Below are 20,985 nucleotides of genomic sequence, written 5' to 3'. Positions count from 1 at the left end.
GGCCGGCTCACCGCTCCTCCATCGCCCATGGTGACCCGTAACCGTTCAGCAGGTCGAGGAAGGGTATCGGGGGCAGCGCCTCCGGGCCGAGCACCCCGACACCGGCCCACGCGCCGCTGGCGAGCAACTCCAACGCGACGACCGGGTTGACGGCGGTCTGCCAGACCACCGCCTGGTGCCCGTACTCCCGCATCGACCACTCGTTGTCGACCACGTGGTACAGGTAGACCTCGCGGGGTTGCCCGTCCGGGCCGAGGCCGCGTACCCAGGTGCCGGCGCAGGTCTTGCCGCGCATCCGGGCACCGAGCGTGGCCGGGTCGGGCAGACTCGCGGCCACCACGTCGCGCGGGGAGACGTCGACGCCGCGTACCCGTACCGGGGAGACTGCGTCCAGGCCGAGCTTGTGCAGCGTCTTGAGCACCTCGATGAACTCGTCGCCGAGGCCGTACTTGAAGGTGACCCGCCGGGCCTTGACCCAGCGCGGGATGAGCAGCACCTCCTCGTGTTCGACGTTGACGCACTCGACCGGCCCGATCCCCTCCGGAAAGTGGAAGACCTCCGGCTCGGAGAACGGTTCGGTGGTGAACCAGCCCCGGTCCCTTTCCCAGATGACCGGCGGGTTGAGGCACTCCTCGATGGTGGTCCAGATGGAGAACGAGGGCGCGAAGTCGTACCCGTCGACTGTGAGGTTCGCCCCGTCCCGGACACCGATCTCGTCGATCTCACTGAACAGTTCGTCGGCGGCGTAGCGGGCGAACACGTCGGAGAGGCCGGGTTCGACCCCGATGCCGCACAGCGCCAGCCGACCGGCGGCCGACCAGGTGTCGGCCAGGGCGAACTGTTCGTCGCCGAGCTTCACGCCGGTCCCCACGTGCGACAGCGACATCGCCATGTCCAGGTAGTCCGCGCCGGCCGCGAACGCCCCGTTGAAGATCGGCATGACGAACCGCGGGTCGACGGCGTTCAGCACGTGCGTGATCCGGTGCTCCCGGCACAGCGCGGTGACCGCGTCGGCCGAGGAGGCGTCCACCTGGGCGGCGACGAACCGGTCACCGTGCCCGGCGACCGCCCGCTGGGCCCGAACGGGGTCGTGGTCGGCGGCCACAATGGACTCGAAGAAGGTCCGTCGGGCGGCGATGGCTACGGCGGCGGAGCCGACGCCACCGGCGCCGACGAGGAGGACACGCATCAGGAATCAAACCCCAAACCGAAACGATCGAGAGTACGGAGCCAGAGGTCGCGCCGACCCTCGCGCGCGTCGGCGCGGGCCAGTGACCAGCGGGTGAGATTGATGCCGACCGCGCGGACGGGTTCCGGCGGGAACGGCAGGGGCTTGCGGCGAACCAGGTCGAGCCGGGTCAGCGGGGTGTTCCCGCCGTCGAGCAGGTCGAGCAGCACCCGGGCCCCGAAGCGGGTGGCCCCGACGCCGAGGCCGGTGTAGCCGGCCGCGTACGCCAGCCGACCGCCGTAGGCGGTGCCGAAGAACGGGCAGAACCGGGTGCAGGTGTCGATGACCCCGCCCCAGCGGTGGCTGAACCGCACGTCGGCGAGCTGCGGGAACGTGGTGAAGAAGTGGCGGGCGAGGGTGGTGAAGGTGGCCGGTCGTTGCTCCAACTCGGGCGCGACGCGGTTGCCGTAGTGGTAGACGGCGTCATAGCCGCCGAAGAGGATCCGCCCGTCGGTGGTGATCCGGTAGTAGTGGAACTGGTTGGCGGTGTCGGCGAGCCCCTGCCGGTTGCGCCAACCGATGGCGTCGCGCTGGGCCGGGGTCAGCGGTTCGGTCATCAGCACGTGGTCGTAGACCGGCACCAGGTACGCCCGTAGCCGGCGCAGCAGCGGCGGGAACGCGTTGGTGGCCAGCACGACCCGGCGCGCCCGAATCGAGCCGGGAAGACCGGCGGCCCGGGTGTCGGCCGGGCCAGGGTCGGCCGGGTGGGCGGTGGGATCGGTGCCCAGGGTGCTGGCGTGCACCGCCGCGGTGTCGGCGCGCAGGCCGGTGACCCGGGTGTGTTCGTGCACGCGTACGCCGAGGTCGAGGCAGGTGCGGCGCAGCCCCCAGGCCAGCTTCGCCGGGTCCACCATCGCCACCCGGTCGGCGTCGAACATCCCACCCAGGTACGTCGGCGAGTGCACCTCGTCGCGGTCGAGCAACCGCACCCGGTGGCCGTACCGGCGGGCCAGGTCCGCGTCGGCGGCCAGCCCGTCGAGTTGGTACGGCTCGACGGCGACGGCCAGCTCACCGGTGCGCTCGAAGTCGCACTCGATGTCGAACTTCGCGACGGTGGCGGCGATGGCGTCCAGGTTGTCCCGGCCGAGGCGTTCCAACTCGCCGACCTCGTCGGGGAACCGGTCGACGCCGTTGGCGAGGCCGTGGGTCAGCGAGGCTGCGCAGAACCCGCCGTTGCGCCCGGACGCGGCCCAACCGCAGGTCCCGGCGTCGACGAGCAGCACGTCCCGGTCCGGGTCCGCCTGCTTCGCCAACAGCGCGGCCCACAGTCCGCTGTAACCGCCACCGATCACCAGCAGGTCGGCGGAGTGCCGACCGCTCAGTGGCGGTAGCGGGTCGGGGCGGTCCGGGCGATCGAGCCAGTACGGCACGGGTGCCGCGTCGGCCAACGCCCGGCCGGTATGCGGAAGGGTCATGACGGGCCGGTCAGCAGGTTGGCGCGGCGGGCCCGTCGACCGCGCAGCGAGCTGAGCCCGACGAGCAGCAGCGCGACCGCGAACATCGCGGTGCCGATCACGTTGACCTGCGGTGGGATGCCACGCTGGGCAGCGCCCCAGACGTACATCGGGAACGTGACAGTGGTGCCGGCGTTGAAGTTCGTGATGATGAAGTCGTCGAAGCTCAGCGAGAAGGCCAGCAACGCGGCGGCCACGATGCCGGGCAGCACCAGCGGCAGGGTGATCCGCCGGAAGGTCTGCCACTCGTTGGCGTAGAGGTCCATGGCGGCCTCCTCCAGCCGTCGGTCCATCCCGGCGAGCCGCGCCTTCACTGTGACCACCACGAACGACACGCAGAACATCACGTGCGCGATCACGACGGTCCAGAAACCCTGCGGTACGCCCGCCGACACGAACAGGGCCAGCAACGACGTGCCCATCACCAGCTCCGGGGTGGCCATCGGCAGGAAGATCAGCACGTTGACCCCGGAGCGTCCACGGAAGCGGTGCCGGACCAGCGCGAACGCCATCAGCGTGCCGAGCACTGTGGCGACCACCGTGGCGATGAAGCCGACCTGCACGCTGCGGACCACCGCGTCGCACATGTCCGAGGTGGCGCAGGGCTGCCGCCAGTTGTCCAGCGTGAACTCGTTGAAGTCGTACGACAGCCGGCTCGACGGCCGGTTGAACGACAACGCGGCCACCACCAGGATCGGCAGCGCCAGGTAGCCGAGCACCAGCAACGCCACGAGCATCACCCAGCGGTCCGCGAACCAGCGCGAAAGTCTCATTAGAGGACCTCCTCCGTGCCGGCTCGACGGAGGTAGCCGAAGACCACAGCGAGGATCGCCGCCATCAGCAGGAACGACAGCGCGGCGCCCTGCGGGTAGTCCAGTCGGACCAGGAACGCCGAGTCGATGACGTTGCCGATCATGTATTCGTTCGGGGTGCCGAGCAGTTCGGCGTTGATGTAGTCGCCGCTGGCCGGGATGAAGAACAGCAGCGTGCCGGCGACCAGACCGGGCATGGACAGCGGCAGCGTCACCCGGCGGAACGTCTGCACCGGGCTCGCGTACAGGTCGGTGGCCGCCTCCAGCAACCGGGGGTCCAGCCGCTCCAGGCTCGCGTACAGCGGCAGCACCAGGAACGGCAGGAAGTTGTACGTCAGGCCGAGCACCACAGCGAACGGGGTGGCCAGCAGCCGACCGTCCGGGGCGAGCAGGTGCACGTCGCGCAACAGACCGACGAGCGCGCCGTTGTCCGACAGGATCGTCTTCCAGGCCAGCGTGCGGACCAGGAAGCTGGTGAACATCGGCGCGACGACGCACACCAGCAGCAGGTTCTTCCAGCGGCCGGCCTTCTGCGCGATGGCGTACGCCAGTGGGTAGCCCAGCAGCAACGCCAGCACCAGGGCCAGCCCGGCGTAGCCGAACGAGCGCAGGAACTGCGGCCAGTACGCCTGCAGCACGTCCGGGTAGTTGCTGACCGCCCAGGTCATCGCGTACCCGGTGGAGAGCGAGCCGCTGGGGTCGTACAGGCTGGCCGCCGCCAACTGCACCAGCGGCACACCGAAGAAGATGAGCAGCCAGGCCGCGCCGGGCAACAACAGGAGGTACGGCAGGAGCCGGCGTCGCCCGGACCGGGCTGCCGGTGGCGCGGGTGGCGGGTGCCCCGCCCTGGTGGGGGCCAGCAGGGTCACGACGACGCACCCACCGGCTCGTCGAGCACCGGTGATGTCCGGTCGGTGTCGGCGGCGTCGCGGGGCAGCAGGAACGCGTGCTGCGGATCCCAGTACGCCACTGCCTCGCTGCCGACCGCCGCGGGCGTCGACGTCCCGCTGTTGGCGGCGAAGACCGACAACTCGGTGCCCCAACCGGTGCGCAGCAGGTACTGGGTGCTGACGCCCACGTAGGAGGCGTCGGTGACGACTCCGGTGACGTGCTGATGCCCGGCGGGCACCTGGTCGGCGGAGCCGACCAGAATCAGCTTTTCGGGGCGTACCCCCAGGTGGACCGGACCGTGGTCGGCCCGCGACCGGCCGGCGGGCACCGAGAAGCGCGTGCCGTGCGCCGTCACCGCGACGTCGCCGCCACCGGCGCCGGTGGCCTCGCCGGCGAGCAGGTTGGACTGGCCGAGGAAGTTCGCCACGAAGGCGGTGGCGGGAAACTCGTAGAGGTCGGCGGGAGGACCGAGTTGCTCGATCCGGCCGGCGTTCATCACCGCGACGGTGTCGGCCATTGTCATGGCCTCCTCCTGGTCGTGGGTGACGTGCACGAAGGTGATGCCGACCTCGGTCTGGATGCGCTTCAGCTCGATCTGCATCTGTCGGCGCAGCTTGAGGTCGAGTGCGCCCAGCGGTTCGTCGAGCAACAGCACCTGCGGCCGGTTGATCAGGGCGCGGGCCAGCGCGACCCGCTGCTGCTGGCCGCCGGAGAGCTGGGCGGGGCGGCGGTTGCCGTACCCGTCGAGTTGCACCAGTGACAGCATCCGGGTGACCTCGTCGTCGACCGAGCGGATGCCGCGTCGGCGCAGCCCGAAGGCCACGTTCTCGAAGATGGTGAGGTGCGGGAAGAGCGCGTAGCTCTGGAAGACGGTGTTTACCGGTCGCTTGTACGGCCGCAGCCGGGTGATGTCCCGGTCACCGAGCAGCACCTGGCCGCTGGTCGGCTCCTCCAGCCCGGCGATCATCCGCAACGTGGTGGTCTTGCCGCAGCCGGACGCGCCGAGCAGCGCGAAGAACGAGCCCTGCTCGATGGTCAGGCTCAGGTCGTCGACAGCTGTGAAGACGCCGAACAGTCTGGTGAGGTTGGCCAGGCGCAGGTCGCCGGCGGGTGTCTCGCGCGCCATCCTCGTCACGCCCCGATGACCTGTTGGAACTTGCCCTCGTACTCCTTCTCCTGCTTCTCGTCCAGGGCCATGAACACAGAGGACTTCGACAGCAGCGCCTCGTCCGGGAAGATCAGCGGGTTGGCGGCCAACTCGGGGTCGATCTTCTCCATCTCGGCCTGAGCGCCCTTGACCGGGCAGATGTAGTTGACGTAGGCGGCGAGCTTCGCCGCGACCGCCGGCTCGTAGTAGTAGTTGATCAGCGCTTCGGCGTTGCCTTTGTGGGTGGCCTTGTTGGGGACCATCATGTTGTCGCTGTAGAGCATCACGCCGGAGTCCGGCGCGACGAAACGCACCTTCTCGTCCTCACCGGACAGTTGGATGACGTCGCCGGACCAGCCGATGCACGCCGCGATGTCGCCCTTTGCCAGGTCGGGCGCGTAGTCGTTGCCGGTGAACCTGCGGATCTGCCCGGAGTCGACGGCCTTCTTGAGCTTGTTGAGGGCGTCGTCGAACTGGGCGGCGGTGAAGTTCGCCGGGTCGTGCCCGTTCGACCCGAGCAGCAGACCCATTGTGTCGCGCATCTCGCTGAGCGCTGTCACCTTGCCCTTGAGGTCGGGGCGGGTGAGCAGTTCGTCGACAGTCCGCAGTTCCTTCGTGACGTTGCCGTTGTAGGCAAGGCCGGCGAGGCCGGACTGCCACGGAATGGAGATTCGGTTCTCGGCGTCGAAGGGGCGATTGAGCAGCGACGGAAGCAGGTTGGCCTGCACGTTCGGGATCTTCGCCGGGTCGAGCTTCTGGATCCAGCCGAGCCGGATCATCCGGGCCGCCATCCAGTCGGTCAGCACGATGATGTCCCGGTCGGTGCTCTGGCAGGCGGCGAGCTGGTTCTGCACCTTGCCGAAGAATTCGTTGTTGTCGTTGATGTCCTCGGTGTAGGTCACCTGAATGCCGGTCTTCGTGATGAACTCGTCGAGGCTCGGCCGCTTGGACTCGTCAGTGTCGTCCACGTCCATGTACTGCGGCCAGTTGGCGAAGGCGAGTTTCTTCTCGGTGCCGGAGAGGTCCTCGCTGACGCAGCCAGTTTCGGTCTGCTGCGCGCCCTTGGTGCCGCAGCCCGCGAGGCTGCCACCCATGGTGAGCAGGGCGGCCGAACCGAGAGTGCCGGTGAGCAGTCCACGCCGGGAGAGGGGCCGGAGGGGAGTACGCATGACGACTCCTAGGGGGTCATCGTCGGCGGGCGGGACGGGGAGGCGCGCCGGCGGGAATGTCGGGAGGGTCAAGTGCCATGGACGACTGATCCTGACATGAGAGGACCTCCCTTACAAGGGATTCCGTTGCGGGAATAGCGATACACGACGAAATACGCCAGACTACGCGGGGATACATGCGCGACATCACGATTCGGGACATGGGGAGCGGGCTATGACAAACCGGCAGCACGAGAACAGCAATGGCGGTCGACGCGTCGCTGTCCGTGACGGTGCGAATCACGCTCTGCTGGATGACGTGGCCAAGCAGATCATCGAGCAGCTCCAGGAGGACGGTCGCCGCCCGTACGCGACGATCGGCAAGGCGGTGGGGCTGTCCGAGGCGGCGGTCCGGCAGCGGGTGCAGCGGCTGCTCGACTCCGGCGTGATGCAGATCGTGGCGGTGACCGATCCGCTCCAGCTCGGCTTCAACCGGCAGGCGATGATCGGCCTCCGTACCGACGGCGACCTGGAAGCTGTCGCCGACCGGCTGGCCGAGTTGGACGAGGTCGACTACGTGGTGATCACCGCCGGGTCGTTCGACCTGCTCACCGAGGTGGTCTGTCGCAACGACGACCACCTGCTGGAGATCCTGCAGCGACTGCGCGCGGTGCCCGGGGTGCTCTCCACCGAGGCGTTCGTCTATCTCAAGCTGCGCAAGCAGACCTACACCTGGGGTACGGCCTGAGCTTCCCCTGATCCACTCGGCTTTCCGGGAGTCGGGGTGTCCGGGCCGCCCTGATGCCCCGACTTCCGTGATCCCGAGTGGATCAGCGGTGCGTCGCGCGGACTTCCTGCACGAACGACGCCCAGGCGGTCGGCGCGAACGTCAGCGTGCCGCCGTCGCGGTCCTTGCTGTCGCGCACCAGCACCCGGCCGGGCAGGTTGTCGGCCACCTCGACGCAGTCACCACCGTTGTTGCTGCTGCGGGTCGCGGTGCGCCAGCGGGCGTCGGTCATGTCCATGTCGTGGCCACTTCCCTGATCAGCTCGATCGACCGGCGTTGGGGGAACGCCTCGCCGGTGACGCTCTCCCACCTGCGTCCCAGGTTAGCGACGTCGAGGGGATCGGTCACGACCTGACCGCGGAGCTGGTTGTCGAGATACGCCAATTCGGTCCCGTCGGGCAGCCGGCCCAGCACGAAAGGGCCGGCCAACCCGGTGTGCCACGGGCTCTCGGCCGGGATGACCCGGACCTGCACGTGCTCCCACTCGGCCACTCTCGCGAGGTGGGCCAACTGGCCGGCCATCACGGCGCGGTCGCCGACCGGCCGGCGCAGCACCACCTCGTCGATCACCGCCACGAGCTGCGGTGGGGCATCGCGGCACAGCACCGCCTGCCGTTCAAGGCGGCCCGCCACGATCAGGTCCACCTCGGACGGTGCGACCAGCCCGCCGGTGCCCAGGATCGCGCGGGCGTACCCCTCGGTCTGGAGCAGGCCCGGCACGAGCAGCGGCTGGTAGGACCGGAGTGACGTGGCGTCCTGTTCCAGCTCGGCCCACGGCCGGAACCACGGCAGGTCACGGCGGCGGAACGGCTCCGGCCAAAGGTCGGCTGCCTCCCGGCGCAGGACCTCGGCCACCGCCACCCGGGTACGCGGATGCGGGATGCGCCCCGAAGCGAGCCACCGCGCCGCCGTCTTCGGGTCGACGCGGACCTTCTCGGCCAACGACTCGACAGTCTCCCCCGCCTCGGCCATCGCCACCCGCAACGCCTCGTTCGCCACCGGACCCTCCCGCCGCTCATCCGTGCCGTGGCGGACGACCCCGGGTCGTTCGCCCAGCAGGCGCGCTGCGACGCCGCTCGATGCACGTTGCGGCGGACGATAGCCACGCTGCGTGTCCGTGTCTGCGACCTACCGGCGTGTTGCGGTGGGACGTGTTGGCGCGCAGCCAGGACGCCCCCCGACAGTCCCCGAAGTGCCCCACCAGCGTCCCAAGACCCGCGCCTCCCGGCCCCCAGCACGCCCTCCCCGGCCCCCAGCACGCCCTCCCGGCCCCCGGCACCCCGGCCCGCGCCTCCCCCGTCACGCGTCGCCCCGACCTTCAGCCGCGCACCCGACGCCAGCCGCGCACCCGACCCCAGCCGCGCACCCGACCCGGCCTGCGTCACTGACCCCGGCCTGCGTCACCGCAATCCGCGACCGCTGCCCTGCGGCCTCCCCGGCCCCGCCCTTGCGCTTGCCCTTGCACTTGCCCTTGCGCTTGCCCTTGCACTTGCCCTTGCGCTTGCCCTTGCGCTTGCCCTTGCGCTTGCCCTTGCGCTTGCGCTTGCGCTTGATCCACTCGACTTCACGAATATCGCGGTATCAACCACGCCCGGACACCGCGATCTCGGCGAACCCGAGTGGATCGAGGCGGCGGCCGAGGAAGGCGCTGTCACCCGCCGGGCCCTTTGGAGCTGATGTCGCAAACGAGTCGCGGACGGGAGAACCCGGCGACGAGCCGGCCTGTCTGATCGATAGGCCCGATCCGATAGGCACGATCCGACAGGCACGATCCGACAGGCCCGATCCGACAGGCCCGATCCGACAGGCCCGATCCGACAGGCCCGAATCCGGGAAGGCACGTGGCGCGGCCCCGACAGGCCGGCCGTGATGCCGCAAACGATTCAGCTCCAAAGGCAGCCACCAGCACACCTCCACCTCCTGCCGACCGCCGACCAGCCGACCGCCGGCCAGCCGACCAGCCGGCAAACAGCGGTGCGGATTCCGTTGCATCTATGACGCCGCTGCGCTAAATCCGTCGCCAACCGACCGTGATACCGCCGATAACACTTGCTTCGGAGGTTGAAACTGTGCGATAACCGTTGACAGAGCGGCCGGCCTCACCCCTTTGACCGGCCCGACGACCGATGGGGCTGACATGGCCAACGCCACCGACCACCTCTGGATGCACTTCACCCGGATGGCGAGCTACTCCGCCGGTGAGGTGCCGACCATCGTGCGCGGCGAGGGAGCGTACGTGTGGGACGCGCAGGGTCGCCGCTACCTGGACGGGCTCGCCGGGCTCTTCGTGGTCAACGCCGGCCACGGCCGCACCGAACTGGCCGAGGCCGCCGCCAAGCAGGCCGGCGAGCTGGCCTACTTCCCGCTCTGGTCGTACGCGCACCCGAAGGCCATCGAGCTTGCCGCGAGGATCGCCGCGCTCACCCCCGGCGACCTCAACCGGATCTTCTTCACCACCGGCGGCTCCGAGGCCGTCGAGGCGGCATGGAAGCTGGCCCGCGCGTACTTCAAGCGCACCGGGAAGCCCAACAAGTACAAGGTGATCAGCCGGTACATCGCCTACCACGGCACCTCCATGGGCGCCCTGTCGATCACCGGCCTGCCCGGCATCAAGAGCGACTTCGAGCCACTGGTACCGGGCGCGATCAAGGTGCCGAACACGAACTTCTACCGGGCGCCCGAGCACGGCGACGACCCCGAGGCGTTCGGCCGCTGGGCCGCCGACGAGATCGGTCGGGCCATCGAACGGGAGGGGCCGGACACTGTCGCAGCGGTCTTCCTTGAGCCGGTGCAGAACTCCGGCGGGTGCTTCCCACCACCGCCCGGCTACTTCGATCGGGTACGGGAGATCTGCGACGCGTACGACGTTCTGCTTGTCTCCGACGAGGTGATCTGCTCGTGGGGGCGGTTGGGCGAGTACTTCGGCGCGGTGCGCTACGGCTACCAGCCGGACATCATCACCACTGCCAAGGGCATCACCTCCGGCTACGCCCCGCTCGGCGCGATGATCGCCAGCGACCGGCTGATGGAACCGTTCCTCACCGAGACCGGCATGTTCGCCCACGGGGTGACCTTCGGTGGCCACCCCGTCTCCTGCGCGGTGGCCCTGGCCAACCTGGAGGTGTTCGCCCGCGAGGACCTGGTCGGGCACGTACGCGCCAACGAGGACGCCTTCCGGGCCACCCTGGAGAAGCTGTACGACCTGCCGATCGTCGGCGACGTCCGCGGCGACGGCTACTTCTACGGCATCGAACTGGTCAAGGACAAGGCCACCCGGGAGACCTTCGACGAGGCCGAGTCGGAGCGCCTGCTGCGGGGCTTCCTCTCGACCGCCCTGTTCCAGGCGGGCCTCTACTGCCGGGCCGACGACCGGGGCGACCCGGTCATCCAACTGGCCCCACCCCTGATCGCCGAGCAGCACCACTTCGACGAGATCGAACAAACCCTCCGCACAGTCCTAACCCAAGCCTGGACCAAGCTCTAACCCCACCCCACCCCACCCACCGCTGTTGATCAAGAGGTTTGCGTCAAAGACGAGCCGGCTGATGACCGAAACCTCTTGATCAACCCAGGGAAGGGGGCGGGGCGGGGGCCGGGCGGGGTGCGGGGTTAGTGGTTGGGGGGGATTACTCGGAGGTGGCCTCGGCGGCCCGTTTGGTGGGGGTGCTCGGGACGGTTCTGGTCCGGCTCCGGGGGGCGGGGGGCCGGACGGGCGGCTTCGCGGACCGCTTCGGCCAGCGCGACCAGGTCGTCAGTCGTGGGCGGCGGCGGCTCGAACTCGCCCTCGTGTCGGACGACGTCCCAGCCCCGCGGCGCGGTCAGGCTACGGGCGTGCGGCTCGCACAGGTCGTACGTGTGCGGCTCGGCGAACGCCGCCAGCGGCCCCACCACCGCTGTCGACTCGTTGTAGACATAGGTCAATGTGGCGACCGCTTGCCGGGGGCAGCCGTTACGGGAGCAGCGCCGTGGTGACCTCACGTGCGGCAGGGTATCTCCATTACCGGGTCCGGCGCATCGCTTCGCGTTGCGACACGCCCGTCATGGTGATCACACTCGACCGTCCTGGGCGCGCCGCGCCACGGGATCGGCGCTGCCGCTGGCCAGCCCGACGCGGGCGCTACCCTTTGCCTCATGACGAGCCCGGAACACCGCCGCCCCGGCTCCGGCCGGCGTGCGCATCGTGACCGGCACGGGCGCGGCCTGCGCGGGCGGCTGGTTCCGGCCACCGTCCCGCTGGCGCGGACCAAGGCCGAGGTCTTCGACGACCTGGTCCTGGACACCGTCGAGACGCTGGAGCGTCGGTTCGCCAAGGAGCTGGCCGGGGTCGAGTTCGCGGTCGAGGACGTCCCGCCGGACCTGAACGTCTACGACTCGGACGTGCTGGAGGACGGCGAGGTCCCGTTGGCCCGGCTGCTGCCCGGCCGCCCGGGCCGGCAGGAGGTGCCGCCGCGGATCGTGCTGTACCGGCGGCCCCTGGAGTTCCGGGCGATGGACCGTGAGGACCTCGCCGATCTCGTCCATGACGTGATCATCGAACAGGTGGCGAACCTTCTCGGAGTAGACCCGGACGAGCTCGCCTGAGCCCAACCCCCGAGCCTGAGCCGACCCCCGAGCGGAGAGTCGGGCGGCCCCCACCGCCTCGACCTCACACCGCTCAGGCTGCGCGCCGCTTCAACTTGCGCCGCTCCCGCTCGGAGAGCCCACCCCAGATGCCGAACCGCTCGTCGTGACCCAGTGCGTATTCGAGGCACTCGGTCTTGACCTCGCAACGCGAGCAGATCCGCTTCGCCTCGCGGGTCGAGCCGCCCTTCTCGGGAAAGAACGCCTCGGGGTCGGTCTGCGAGCACAACGCCCGCTCCTGCCACTCCGGCGCGTTTCCGAGCAGGTCGGCCACCTCAAGCTGGCCGTCCATCAAATGCCTCCTTGTCGCGCACCGGCGTCATCGCCGCTGCAACCCCCCACGCGAAAGGCGTGCTTGTCCGTCCGGTCCCGTTTTGTTGCGTTCCGTGCGAACAACCCCATTCAAATTACACGCGTGTAATGCGTGCGCCGTCAAGCCAAACTTGATAATGGAGTCGCCCTCCCGACACCCCCGGCCGGCCACTCGGGCCGTCCAGCCTCGCAACCTGCCCTATCGATTCAGACCCCGGCCGAGTAACGCCCTCTCCGGCGAGTTGCCCGACTTTTCTGCCGTGGCGCTTCTCCGACGAGTCGCCGACCGGACGGCACCAGAGACCTCCACCCCTAAGCTGATCTTGGTGGGGGACAGGTTAACGCGGTGCGGCGCAGACTGCCCGTCGAGCTGCGGACAGCACTCGCGCCCCGTCCACATTGTGGACGGGGCACGGTGGTGAAACCGATGCGTCGAGGTCAGCCCGCGGCCCCGAAACCGCTGCTGGGCCAGGCAAACTCGGCTATCTCTCCACCATGGACGGAAATCGTGCCGGCAGGCGTACAGTCGTCCCACCAGACGGTATAGATTCCGCTCGGCAGATCGGGATAGACCGCACTGTGGAACGAGCCGTCCCGCACCCGACGCTCACGCACCGCCGAGTGGACCCGCCGGTCGTCGTCGCGACTGATCTCGATCTCCCGGCCGTGCAGATCCGGACCCGTGTAGACGATCAGGGCGCCGGTGTCACCGCCCAGATCGAGGACGACTGTCCCGGTCTCCGACGGCCCGTACGCGTGCTCGTGCATCCGCTCGCCCCCGGCCCGATCAGGACGCCGCCGGCGGGTTGTTGAACCCGTCGTACGGCGTACCCAGGTAGGGGAAGTTTCCGAGGAACGGCGCGGTCACGTCGGCGGAGCTCAGCCCCGGGGTGACCGCGGCGGCCGCCGCGTCCGGTTGGAACGTCTTGTCGACCAGCGGGACGGTGACCCCGGCGATGGCCCGCAACGCGATGCTGACCACGTCGTCGCCGACCCGCCGCCCGTTCGGGAACCCGGCCAGGTCGCCACCGAGCACCCCGAACCGGTCCGGCCGCCTGGTGGGCGGGATCGCCGTGTTCAGTCGCAGCATGTCGGCCTGCACGTCGCCGGTGGCGTTGGTGAAGCCGTCGATCAGCCCGGCCGGCACGCCGGTGAGCAGGATCGCCACCAGATCAGCTCGGGCCTTCTTCGCCTTGGTGAGCTTGTCCAGGTTGGGGAAGACGTCCGGGTAGAGCGCCGGCAGCAACACGGCCAGCTCCGGTTGCTCGACGAACTGGGCGAAGCGCTTGTCCTCCGACGGCGGCAGCGAGTTCCACAGGTCCTTCTTGGACATCGGCACGATGACCTCGTTGAACAGTGGATTGCCCAACCGCGAGACCTGGGTGAACGGGCCGGTGCTGGTGTCCGCCCCGCCCCGGTCGCCGAGCACCCGCACCTGCCGACGCGACGCCGACGTCCACACCCCGATCACCGACGCCCGATCGGCGGCACCGTACCGGTTGGCGCGTCGACGCACCCGCTCCAGCGGCACCTGCACCGCGATGCTGTGCACGTTCATCCGGTCGGTGGCGTTTACCGGCTCCCCCTCCGCCTTGAAGATCTTCTTCCCGGCGACGTGCAGTTGCTGGAACGGCCGCAGCGTGCCGAGGTCGAAGATCGCCCCGAGGTCCACGAAGAACCCGTCGGCGCGCTGCCCCGCGAAGACCCGCTCCCCCGTGGAGAGCGAGTAGGTGGCCTGCCGCACCAGGTCGGCGTACTTCGGGGTGGACAGCGGGCCGACGTTGCACGGCGGGCAGGGCAGCCTGTGCGCCAGCCGGTGCTCGCGGCCGTCGGCCACCCGGGTCAGGCTGTAGAACTGCCGCCGGTTCCAGTTCTTGCTGTCCAGCGAATCGATCGGACCGGTGTTGTAGAGAAAGCTGTTCGGGTTGGTGATCTCGGTGGTGAATTCGAACCGGTAGGTGACATCCGGACGACCGTCACCGTCGTTGTCGATATGGATCTCGTAGCGCACGTCGTCGCCGAACTCGAAGAAGTTCGGACCCCCGGAGGGGAGCTGCAACGGCACGTAGTTGGCGATCAACGTGACAGTGTCGCGCTTGTCGGGGCTGACGAACGCGTACAGGTCGGAGCTGTCGGCGACCGGATCCTTGGCTATCTCCGGGGCCTCGCGGTGGGAAGACATGACGGACCAACCTCACTGGGCGGGGACAGGATGGCGGGGCGGAGGGTCGGGTCAGCGCCGGGCGGCGCGCCGCAGCCGGTCCGCCAGGCCGCGGTCGCGTACCTCGATGCGCGTCTCACCGACGAAGACGTCCATCGTTCCCGAGTTGGCGTCACGCAGGTGCACGACGATCGGTTCGTCGGCTCGTCCGGCCGCGCCGGGGGCGTTCTGCGCGGCCGACAGGCCCGGCACGGTGAGGGCGGCGGCACCAAGGGTGGCGCTGGCCGCGGCGGTCAACGTCTGCCGGCGGGTCAGTCGCGGCCACTGCCGCTTCCGCTGATCACTGGTCATGGGCAACCTTTCCGGCGGTGGCGCGAGCGCGCCCGCGGAGACGGACGGGTCCGGTGCCGTCTCGCGACGCCGCCGGGCCCCTGAGGGGACACCGGTGGCGGTCCTCGCCGCGACCGCCACCGGCATCGCGTGGTACGGCCGGTGGCGGGGAAAGGTTCGACGTCAGGGCCGGGCGTGACCGTACGCAGTCGACCGCTTGCGCGCCGGACGACCGGCGGCCGTCGCGATGGCCCGCAACTGCTCCTCGGTACGCGCAGAACCATTGTCGGAGCCGGCCATCCGGGAGATGGTCTCCTCCATCAGGGTGCCGCCGAGGTCGTTGCAGCCGCCCTCGAGCATCGCGACAGTGCCCTCGTCACCGAGCTTCACCCAGGAGCACTGGATGTTGTCGATCCGGCCGTGCAGCAGCAGCCGGGACATGGCGTGCACCACCCGGTTCTCCCGCCAGGTCGGCCCGGGTCGGGCGATACCCGCCAGATAGATCGGAGCATTCGTGTGCACGAACGGCAGCGCCACGAACTCGGTGAACCCGCCGGTGCGGTCCTGCACCCCGGCCAACACCCGGAAGTGCGCCAGCCACTGCCCGGGGTGGTCGACGTGGCCGTACATCATGGTGGAGCTGGACCGGATGCCCAGCTCGTGGGCGGTGCTGACCACCTCGACCCAGGCGGCGGCCGGGAGTTTGCCCTTGGTCAGCACCCAGCGCACGTCGTCGTCGAGGATCTCGGCGGCGGTGCCCGGGATGGTGTCCAGCCCGGCCTCGCGCAACTGGAGCAGCCACTCACGGACCGGCACCCCGGCCTTCGCGGCGGCGGTGACGATCTCCATGGGCGAGAACGCGTGCACGTGCATCTCGGGCACCCGGTCCTTGATCGCGCGCACGATGTCGGCGTACCCGGTGACCGGCATCTTCGGATCGATGCCGCCCTGGAGGCACACCTCGCTGGCACCGAGGGCCCACGCCTGCTCGGCCCGGTCCGCGACCTGCTCGACAGAGAGCCGGTACGCGTCGGCGTCCCGCTCACGCTGCGCGAACGCACAGAACCGGCAGCCCACGTAGCAGACGTTGCTGAAGTTGATGTTGCGGTTGACCACGTAGGTGACGTCGTCGCCGACCGCCGCGCGGCGCACATCGTCGGCGAGGCGGCACAACTCGTCGAGCGCCGGCCCGTCCGCGCCGAACAGCGCCAGCGCGGCATCGGTGTGCCCGGGGTCGAGCAGCGCCGCCGGGTCGTCGGCGGCGAGCCGCAGCCCGGCCGCCAGGTCACGGTCCGCACCACTCCCGGCCGCTGCCAGGGGTACGCCCGTCCGGCGGGCCGTCGCCTCCGGGGTGACCTTGCCAGCGACCTCGGCCCAGTCGCCGTAGACGCTGTCGAAGTCGCCCCGCCGGTCGTCGGTGCGACCGGTGGTGTCGATGGTGGCGTGCAGGTCGACCCGACCGCCGAACACCTCCTCCGGCTCCTGCCACGGTCGTCCCTGCGGCATCGCCGACTCGACCGCCATGCCCGTCGACGGATCGGCCAGGGCGCCGACGTGCGGCAGCAACCGCGGGTCGAGCCACGGGTCACCCGCGCGCACGTACTCCGGGTAGATCGTCAACCGCTCCCGCAGCGTGAACCCGGCCAGCTCGGTGTGCCGGGCCAACTCGTCGATCTGCGGCCAGGGGCGTTCCGGGTTGACGTGGTCGGGGGTGAGCGGGGAGACGCCGCCCCAGTCGTCGATGCCGGCGCGCAGCAGCAGGTCGTACTCGCCGGCGATGAGGTTCGGCGGGGCCTGGATCCGGGCCTTCGGGCCGAGCAGCAGCCGGGCCACCGCCACAGTGGCGGCCAGGTCGTGCAGCTCCGCGTCGGGCATGCCGCGCATCGCCGTGTCCGGCTTGGCGCGGAAGTTCTGCACGATCACCTCCTGGAGGTGGCCGTACTCCCGGTGGGCGCGGCGGATCGCGAAGAGCGCGTCCACCCGCTCCGCCGGGGTCTCCCCGATGCCGATCAAAATGCCGGTGGTGAACGGCACCCCGACCCGGCCCGCGTCCTCGAGCACCCGCAACCGGACCGCCGGCTCCTTGTCCGGTGAGCCGAAGTGCGGGCCACCCGGCTCGGACCAGAGCCGCGTCGCTGTCGTCTCCAGCATCATGCCCATGCTCGGCGCGACCGGCTTGAGCCGTTGCAGCTCCGACCAGGACAGCACCCCAGGATTGAGGTGCGGCAGCAGGCCGGTCTCCTCCAGCACCGCCACCGCACAGGCGCGCAGATAGTCCAGGGTCGAGTCGTAACCGCGTTCGTCCAACCAGGTCCGGGCCGCCGGCCAACGTTCCTCCGGCCGGTCACCCAGGGTGAACAGCGCCTCCTTGCAGCCCTGCGCGGCACCGGCCCGGGCGATCGCGAGGACCTCGTCACGGTCCAGGAACGGCGCCGGCAACCGGTGCGGCACTGTCGCGAAGGTGCAGTAGTGGCAGCGGTCCCGGCAGAGCCGGGTCAGCGGAATGAAGACCTTCTTGGAGTACGTGACCACACCCGGCCGCCCGGCGTCCCGCAGCCCGGCGTCGCGGATTCCTCCGGCGAGCCGCAGCAACTCGTCGAGCGCGTCGCCACGAGCGGACAGCAGCGCCGTCGCCTCGTCGACATCCAGCGCCCGCCCGTTCCCGGCCCGGCCCAGGGCCCGCCGCACGCTCGCATCGCTCGGGCCGGAGTGGGTGCGATCAACCATCCACTCACCTTATGCGCAGCCCGAGCCTGTCCCACCGCGCCCAGCCCGCACCGTGGGAAACGGCACCCCCACCCCCACCCCTCCCGGCGGCTCTCCCCGTTGATCATGAAGTTATTGCCGCGACACGCCGCGTGATCGGGCAATAACTTCATGATCGACGAGGGTCAGTGAGGGTCAGTGAGGGCCGACGAGGGTTGGTGGGGGCCGACGGGGTTGGCGGACTCAGCGGGGCTGGTCGGGGTGGTCGGTGGGCTTGATGTGCTGGGTCCGGTCGGTGTCCGGATCGGCCGGGTGGGAAATGACCTCGGTCGGGTCCGCGGACTGGCGCGGGATCGCCTGAGTCGGGTCGGCCGACGGCGGCTGCCCGAACGGCGGCGGCGCGGCCGGGGACGGCGGCGCCGACTGGGGGGCGGGGTTCGCCGGCGGCGCGGACTGCGGTGCCTGGAACGGCGGCGCGGACTGCGGGAACGGCGGCGCGGACTGCGGGAACGGCGGGGCCGACTGCGGGTGCGGCGGGGCCGACTGCGGGGACTGGAACGGCGGCGACTGCTGGCCGTACTGGCCGGCCTGCGGGTAACCGCCCGGCTGACCCGCCTGCGGGTAGCCGCCAGGCTGGCCGGGGGCGGGCCATCCGCCCTGCGGCTGGCCGCCGGGCTGACCCGGGGCAGGCCAACCCCCCTGCTGCTGCGGCCACCCCGGCTGGGGCTGGCCGTAGACGCCCGGCTGCGGCTTGGGTCGCGGCACGTAGTAGTGGGCGCGCCAGATGGTGTAGACCACCCAGGCGGCGATCGCGAAGATCACCATCCAGGCGAACCGGGTGAGCACACCGAGCAGCGCGTCGAGCACCTCGGCCTCGGCCAGCCGGCCCACCGTCCAGATCAGCATGGTCAGCGTGCCGAACAGGGCGCTGACCGCGTACTCGACGACAGCTACCTGCGTGATCAGTTTCGCCTTCGCCAACACCGGCGAGATGTGCGTGGCCAGCAGCACCGCCAGCAGCGGGAGGCCCACCGCCTCCACCCCGACGAACGCGTAGAAGGCGCTACCCGCGCGGTCGGTGAAGGAGCTGTAGTCGTTCGGGGCGATGAGCCGGAGCAGGCCCACGAAGAGGAACACGGCGTTGGCGCCAAGCAGCGCGAGCGCGGCGAGCTCCCGTAACGGCTTGGTCAGCTGGCGGGCCTGCGTCGCGTCGGCGGACGCGGGCTCGGCGGGGCTGGTCACGAGTTCCCCCTCGGGGCATCAACGGACAGGGTGCACGTGAGCCTAGTCTCGCGGGCCACCCACGGATCGGAGGCGTCACGTGCGCGAGGATGGTCGACATGCGCATCGTGGTTCTGGCCGGCGGCATCGGCGGCGCCCGGTTCCTGCTCGGGGTCCGGGCGTACGCCCGTGACGTCGGCGCGGAGGTGACCGCCGTTGTCAACGTCGGCGACGACCTGTGGTTACACGGGTTGAAGATCTGCCCCGACCTGGACAGCGTCATGTACACCCTCGGCGGGGGCGCCGACCCGGAACGAGGCTGGGGTCGGGTCGGCGAGAGCTGGACCGTCAAACAGGAGTTGGCCGCGTACGGGGCGGAGCCGACCTGGTTCGGCCTCGGCGACAAGGACATCGCCACCCACCTGGTCCGCAGCACCATGCTCAACGGCGGTTACCCGTTGAGCGCGGTCACCGAGGCGCTGGCCAGCCGCTGGGAGCCGGGCGTACGCCTGTTGCCGGCGACTGACGACCGCCTGGAGACCCATGCCGTGGTGGAGGACGACCAGGGCCAGCGGGCGATCCACTTCCAGGAGTGGTGGGTACGGTACCGAGCGGACATTTCCACGCACCGTTTCGTGTTCGTCGGCGCGGAGACGGCGAAGCCGGCCCCCGGGGTGCTGGACGCGATCGCCTCGGCCGACCTGGTGCTGATCGCGCCGAGCAACCCGGTGGTGAGCGTCGCGCCGGTGCTGGCCGTACCGGGGCTGCGTGCGGCGGTGGCCGACGGCCCGGCGCCGGTGGTGGGTGTCTCCCCGATCATCGGCGGCGCGCCGGTGCGGGGGATGGCCGACCGTTGTCTGGCCGTGCTCGGTGTGGAGTGCAGCGCGGCGGGGGTGGGTCGGCTCTACGGCGGCCGGGCGAGCGGCGGCCTGCTCGACGGTTGGCTGGTGGCCGAGGAGGACGCGGGCACTGTGGTGCCTGAGGTGACGGTCCGCGCGGTGCCGCTGCGGATGACCGACGAGGCGGCGACGGCGGCCATGGTCCGCGCCGCGGTGGAGTTGACGTGAGGCTGGAGATTCTGCCGGTGCTCGGCATCGGCCACGTGACCGAGGGTGACGACCTGGCTGCGGTGATCGCTACCGCCGCGCCGTGGCTGCGCAACGGCGACGTGCTGGTGGTGACCAGCAAGATCGTTTCCAAGGCGGAGGGGCGGCTCGTCGACGTGCCGGCGGACGGGCCGGAACGGCTGGCCGCCCGGGACGAGGTCCTGGCCGGTGAGACCGCCCGGGTGGTGGCCAGCCGGGGGGCGACCCGGATCGTGCAGACCCACCACGGCTTCGTGATGGCCTCGGCGGGGATCGACGCGTCGAACGTGGACAAGACCCAACTGGTGCTGCTGCCGGTCGACCCGGACGCCTCGGCGCGAGCGCTGCGGGACGCGCTGCGGGAGCGCTACGACCTGGACCTGGCCGTGATCATCAGCGACACGATGGGCCGGCCCTGGCGCAACGGGCTCACCGACGTGGCGCTCGGGGTGGCCGGGATGCCGGCCATCCGCGACCACCGGGGCGAGGTCGACCCGTACGGCAACGAGTTGCAGTTGACCCAGATGGCAGTGGTGGACGAGTTGGCGGGTGCCGGCGAACTGATCAAGGGCAAGTGCGATCAGGTGCCCGTCGCTGTGGTGCGGGGCTACCTGCCGGCCACCAGTCCGGACGACGCCGGTGGCGCACGGGCGCTGATCCGCGACGCGGCACAGGACCTGTTCTCGCTCGGTACCGCCGAGGCACGCGCCGCCGGGCTCTCCGACGCCGCCACCCTGACCGACGGTCCCGGCCCGACACCGGCCGACCTGACCGCGGTGCGACGGGCGATCGACGCGGTCGCCGGGGTGGTCGCCCCCGGCACTGTCTTCACAGTGGTCGACGAGGCCGAGGTACGCGCCGGTCTGGTCGCCGAGATGCCCGGGTGGCCGGACGGCGCCGACCTGCTGCTCGGCTCGGCCCCGACGCCCATCGAGCCGATGGGTCTGGTCCGCTTCGGTGCCGACCTGCACCGGCTGCGCGTCGCCCTGGCCGCCCAGGGCGTCGGGTCGACACTGTTGCCGCCACCGCCCGGCAGCCCGGCGAACGCCGCGCTCGCCCTGTAGGACCGCTTCCGGCCGGCGC

Annotated in this window: 20 protein-coding genes; 5 read left to right on the top strand and 15 right to left on the bottom strand. The window is 70.4% G+C overall.

All coding sequences use genetic code 11. The annotated features are described in order from the left end of the window. Nucleotides 1-7: 7 nt before the first annotated feature. The 6 genes from PSH03_RS30020 to PSH03_RS29995 are packed head-to-tail and all read right to left on the bottom strand — an operon-like array spanning nt 8 to nt 6,701. Nucleotides 8-1,189 carry a saccharopine dehydrogenase family protein gene (locus tag PSH03_RS30020; protein ID WP_238691085.1) on the bottom strand — a complete coding sequence of 394 codons (1,182 nt, stop codon included), beginning with the start codon at nt 1,187-1,189 and terminating at the stop codon, nt 8-10. After that, the gene (locus tag PSH03_RS30015) at nt 1,189-2,643 is read right to left on the bottom strand and encodes an NAD(P)/FAD-dependent oxidoreductase (protein WP_238691084.1); all 1,455 of its coding nucleotides are present in this window, start codon (nt 2,641-2,643) and stop codon (nt 1,189-1,191) included. The genes PSH03_RS30020 and PSH03_RS30015 overlap by 1 nt, the downstream gene beginning before the upstream one ends. Beyond that, nucleotides 2,640-3,455 (bottom strand): ABC transporter permease, encoded by an 816-nt coding sequence (locus PSH03_RS30010; protein ID WP_238691083.1) that lies wholly within the window; start codon nt 3,453-3,455, stop codon nt 2,640-2,642. Before PSH03_RS30010 ends, PSH03_RS30015 begins: the two co-directional genes overlap by 4 nt. After that, the gene (locus tag PSH03_RS30005; RefSeq protein WP_238691082.1) at nt 3,455-4,363 is read right to left on the bottom strand and encodes an ABC transporter permease; all 909 of its coding nucleotides are present in this window, start codon (nt 4,361-4,363) and stop codon (nt 3,455-3,457) included. Before PSH03_RS30005 ends, PSH03_RS30010 begins: the two co-directional genes overlap by 1 nt. Then, a complete protein-coding gene (locus PSH03_RS30000) occupies nt 4,360-5,511 on the bottom strand; it encodes an ABC transporter ATP-binding protein (RefSeq protein WP_238691330.1) in 1,152 nt (383 codons plus the stop codon). The genes PSH03_RS30005 and PSH03_RS30000 overlap by 4 nt, the downstream gene beginning before the upstream one ends. 5 nt (nt 5,512-5,516) lie before the next feature. Continuing rightward, complete coding sequence (locus PSH03_RS29995) at nt 5,517-6,701, bottom strand: polyamine ABC transporter substrate-binding protein (RefSeq protein ID WP_238691081.1); 1,185 nt, start codon at nt 6,699-6,701, stop codon at nt 5,517-5,519. Nucleotides 6,702-6,915: 214 nt separating this feature from the next. On the opposite strand from PSH03_RS29995, the gene PSH03_RS29990 reads away from it, so the two are divergent. Continuing rightward, nucleotides 6,916-7,428, top strand: coding sequence for an Lrp/AsnC family transcriptional regulator (locus tag PSH03_RS29990; RefSeq protein ID WP_091394101.1), 513 nt, complete (start codon nt 6,916-6,918; stop codon nt 7,426-7,428). Nucleotides 7,429-7,510: 82 nt separating this feature from the next. On the opposite strand, the gene PSH03_RS29985 is transcribed toward PSH03_RS29990, so the two are convergent. Together PSH03_RS29985 and PSH03_RS29980 are read right to left on the bottom strand one after the other, a co-directional pair. Further along, nucleotides 7,511-7,705: a DUF397 domain-containing protein gene (locus PSH03_RS29985; protein WP_210784475.1), complete on the bottom strand. Its 195-nt coding sequence runs from the start codon at nt 7,703-7,705 to the stop codon at nt 7,511-7,513. Further along, on the bottom strand, nt 7,696-8,439 hold the full coding sequence (locus PSH03_RS29980; protein ID WP_210784531.1) for a DUF5753 domain-containing protein: 744 nt from the start codon (nt 8,437-8,439) through the stop codon (nt 7,696-7,698). The genes PSH03_RS29985 and PSH03_RS29980 overlap by 10 nt, the downstream gene beginning before the upstream one ends. A 1,165-nt stretch (nt 8,440-9,604) precedes the next feature. Here PSH03_RS29980 and PSH03_RS29975 point away from each other — a divergent pair. Continuing rightward, entirely contained in the window at nt 9,605-10,951 is a 1,347-nt protein-coding gene (locus tag PSH03_RS29975) for an aspartate aminotransferase family protein (protein ID WP_238691080.1), read from the top strand. Nucleotides 10,952-11,076: 125 nt separating this feature from the next. Here PSH03_RS29975 and PSH03_RS29970 read toward each other — a convergent pair whose 3' ends face one another. Continuing rightward, nucleotides 11,077-11,445, bottom strand: coding sequence for a DUF3499 domain-containing protein (locus PSH03_RS29970; protein ID WP_238691079.1), 369 nt, complete (start codon nt 11,443-11,445; stop codon nt 11,077-11,079). 153 nt (nt 11,446-11,598) lie between these two features. Here PSH03_RS29970 and PSH03_RS29965 point away from each other — a divergent pair, with 153 nt between their 5' ends. Then, on the top strand, nt 11,599-12,048 hold the full coding sequence (locus PSH03_RS29965; protein ID WP_074316962.1) for a metallopeptidase family protein: 450 nt from the start codon (nt 11,599-11,601) through the stop codon (nt 12,046-12,048). Nucleotides 12,049-12,121: 73 nt separating this feature from the next. Here PSH03_RS29965 and PSH03_RS29960 read toward each other — a convergent pair whose 3' ends face one another. From PSH03_RS29960 to PSH03_RS29935, 6 genes are all read right to left on the bottom strand, one after another. Continuing rightward, nucleotides 12,122-12,379: a WhiB family transcriptional regulator gene (locus tag PSH03_RS29960; protein WP_007455784.1), complete on the bottom strand. Its 258-nt coding sequence runs from the start codon at nt 12,377-12,379 to the stop codon at nt 12,122-12,124. A 458-nt stretch (nt 12,380-12,837) separates the two neighbouring features. Further along, on the bottom strand, nt 12,838-13,167 hold the full coding sequence (locus PSH03_RS29955; RefSeq protein WP_238691078.1) for a phospholipase: 330 nt from the start codon (nt 13,165-13,167) through the stop codon (nt 12,838-12,840). A 19-nt stretch (nt 13,168-13,186) separates the two neighbouring features. After that, on the bottom strand, nt 13,187-14,581 hold the full coding sequence (locus PSH03_RS29950; protein WP_238691077.1) for a DUF4331 domain-containing protein: 1,395 nt from the start codon (nt 14,579-14,581) through the stop codon (nt 13,187-13,189). A gap of 51 nt (nt 14,582-14,632) precedes the next feature. Further along, nucleotides 14,633-14,911 (bottom strand): hypothetical protein, encoded by a 279-nt coding sequence (locus PSH03_RS29945; protein ID WP_210784887.1) that lies wholly within the window; start codon nt 14,909-14,911, stop codon nt 14,633-14,635. Nucleotides 14,912-15,073: 162 nt separating this feature from the next. Continuing rightward, entirely contained in the window at nt 15,074-17,617 is a 2,544-nt protein-coding gene (locus PSH03_RS29940) for a bifunctional FO biosynthesis protein CofGH (protein ID WP_238691076.1), read from the bottom strand. Between the two features lie 222 nt (nt 17,618-17,839). Next, nucleotides 17,840-18,838: a hypothetical protein gene (locus PSH03_RS29935; RefSeq protein ID WP_238691075.1), complete on the bottom strand. Its 999-nt coding sequence runs from the start codon at nt 18,836-18,838 to the stop codon at nt 17,840-17,842. A gap of 98 nt (nt 18,839-18,936) precedes the next feature. Between PSH03_RS29935 and cofD the strand changes: the two genes are divergently transcribed. Both cofD and PSH03_RS29925 read left to right on the top strand, forming a co-directional pair. Next, entirely contained in the window at nt 18,937-19,884 is a 948-nt protein-coding gene (cofD, locus tag PSH03_RS29930) for a 2-phospho-L-lactate transferase (RefSeq protein WP_210784890.1), read from the top strand. Further along, on the top strand, nt 19,881-20,966 hold the full coding sequence (locus PSH03_RS29925) for a coenzyme F420-0:L-glutamate ligase (RefSeq protein WP_210784891.1): 1,086 nt from the start codon (nt 19,881-19,883) through the stop codon (nt 20,964-20,966). The genes cofD and PSH03_RS29925 overlap by 4 nt, the downstream gene beginning before the upstream one ends. Nucleotides 20,967-20,985 lie beyond the last annotated feature (19 nt).

The organism is Micromonospora salmantinae, from assembly GCF_022230905.1.
GTDB classification, from domain to species: Bacteria; Actinomycetota; Actinomycetes; order Mycobacteriales; family Micromonosporaceae; genus Micromonospora; species Micromonospora salmantinae.
This window is presented reverse-complemented; position numbering and strand designations above follow the sequence as displayed.

Bases quoted from the DNA above. Each gene is read 5' to 3' on its own strand.
- PSH03_RS30020 (WP_238691085.1), bottom strand. From the start codon at position 1,189: ATGCGTGTCCTCCTCGTCGGCGCCGGTGGCGTCGGCTCCGCCGCCGTA.
- PSH03_RS30015 (WP_238691084.1), bottom strand. From the start codon at position 2,643: ATGACCCTTCCGCATACCGGCCGGGCGTTGGCCGACGCGGCACCCGTG.
- PSH03_RS30010 (WP_238691083.1), bottom strand. From the start codon at position 3,455: ATGAGACTTTCGCGCTGGTTCGCGGACCGCTGGGTGATGCTCGTGGCG.
- PSH03_RS30000 (WP_238691330.1), bottom strand. From the start codon at position 5,511: ATGGCGCGCGAGACACCCGCCGGCGACCTGCGCCTGGCCAACCTCACC.
- PSH03_RS29995 (WP_238691081.1), bottom strand. From the start codon at position 6,701: ATGCGTACTCCCCTCCGGCCCCTCTCCCGGCGTGGACTGCTCACCGGC.
- PSH03_RS29990 (WP_091394101.1), top strand. From the start codon at position 6,916: ATGACAAACCGGCAGCACGAGAACAGCAATGGCGGTCGACGCGTCGCT.
- PSH03_RS29985 (WP_210784475.1), bottom strand. From the start codon at position 7,705: ATGGACATGACCGACGCCCGCTGGCGCACCGCGACCCGCAGCAGCAAC.
- PSH03_RS29980 (WP_210784531.1), bottom strand. From the start codon at position 8,439: ATGGCCGAGGCGGGGGAGACTGTCGAGTCGTTGGCCGAGAAGGTCCGC.
- PSH03_RS29975 (WP_238691080.1), top strand. From the start codon at position 9,605: ATGGCCAACGCCACCGACCACCTCTGGATGCACTTCACCCGGATGGCG.
- PSH03_RS29965 (WP_074316962.1), top strand. From the start codon at position 11,599: ATGACGAGCCCGGAACACCGCCGCCCCGGCTCCGGCCGGCGTGCGCAT.
- PSH03_RS29960 (WP_007455784.1), bottom strand. From the start codon at position 12,379: ATGGACGGCCAGCTTGAGGTGGCCGACCTGCTCGGAAACGCGCCGGAG.
- PSH03_RS29955 (WP_238691078.1), bottom strand. From the start codon at position 13,167: ATGCACGAGCACGCGTACGGGCCGTCGGAGACCGGGACAGTCGTCCTC.
- PSH03_RS29950 (WP_238691077.1), bottom strand. From the start codon at position 14,581: ATGTCTTCCCACCGCGAGGCCCCGGAGATAGCCAAGGATCCGGTCGCC.
- PSH03_RS29945 (WP_210784887.1), bottom strand. From the start codon at position 14,911: ATGACCAGTGATCAGCGGAAGCGGCAGTGGCCGCGACTGACCCGCCGG.
- PSH03_RS29940 (WP_238691076.1), bottom strand. From the start codon at position 17,617: ATGGTTGATCGCACCCACTCCGGCCCGAGCGATGCGAGCGTGCGGCGG.
- cofD (WP_210784890.1), top strand. From the start codon at position 18,937: ATGCGCATCGTGGTTCTGGCCGGCGGCATCGGCGGCGCCCGGTTCCTG.